The 339-nt window shown below is 44.2% G+C and carries 1 protein-coding gene; it reads right to left on the bottom strand.

Annotated features, from left to right (window positions below):
• Positions 1-94: 94 nt before the first annotated feature.
• The coding region (locus MD535_RS25910) for a hypothetical protein (RefSeq protein ID WP_265678145.1) at positions 95-339 on the bottom strand (245 nt) is incomplete at its 5' end.

Consider the following 339-nt stretch of genomic DNA (forward strand, 5'->3'; position numbering starts at 1 on the left):
TTGAATTAGTCATTTAAAAAGGGCTAATTCGGCTGGCCAATGCCAGACGAACTGGCATTGCCTTGCGGAGTAGTTCCGCTACAGATGATTGTTGTTATGCGTGTTTCAGTCGGTCTTCCCAACTCAACGCCCAATGAACACGAAAAATCTCGTCCATATTGGGAAGTTGATACACATAATTTGATAATTGATTTAACAGAGTCTCAAAGTGCTTGGTTTCGGCTTTTAAACCGTGTTTCCTTGCACTGCGGTAGAACTTCTCAAAAAGAAACAGCATAATAGCCATTCCCCAAGAGCGTGGCGTCATGTCATACCCCACGTCCGCATTTGGAAAGGCAG

The sequence above is a fragment of the Vibrio qingdaonensis genome (assembly GCF_026191675.1).
Taxonomy (GTDB): Bacteria; Pseudomonadota; Gammaproteobacteria; order Enterobacterales; family Vibrionaceae; genus Vibrio; species Vibrio qingdaonensis.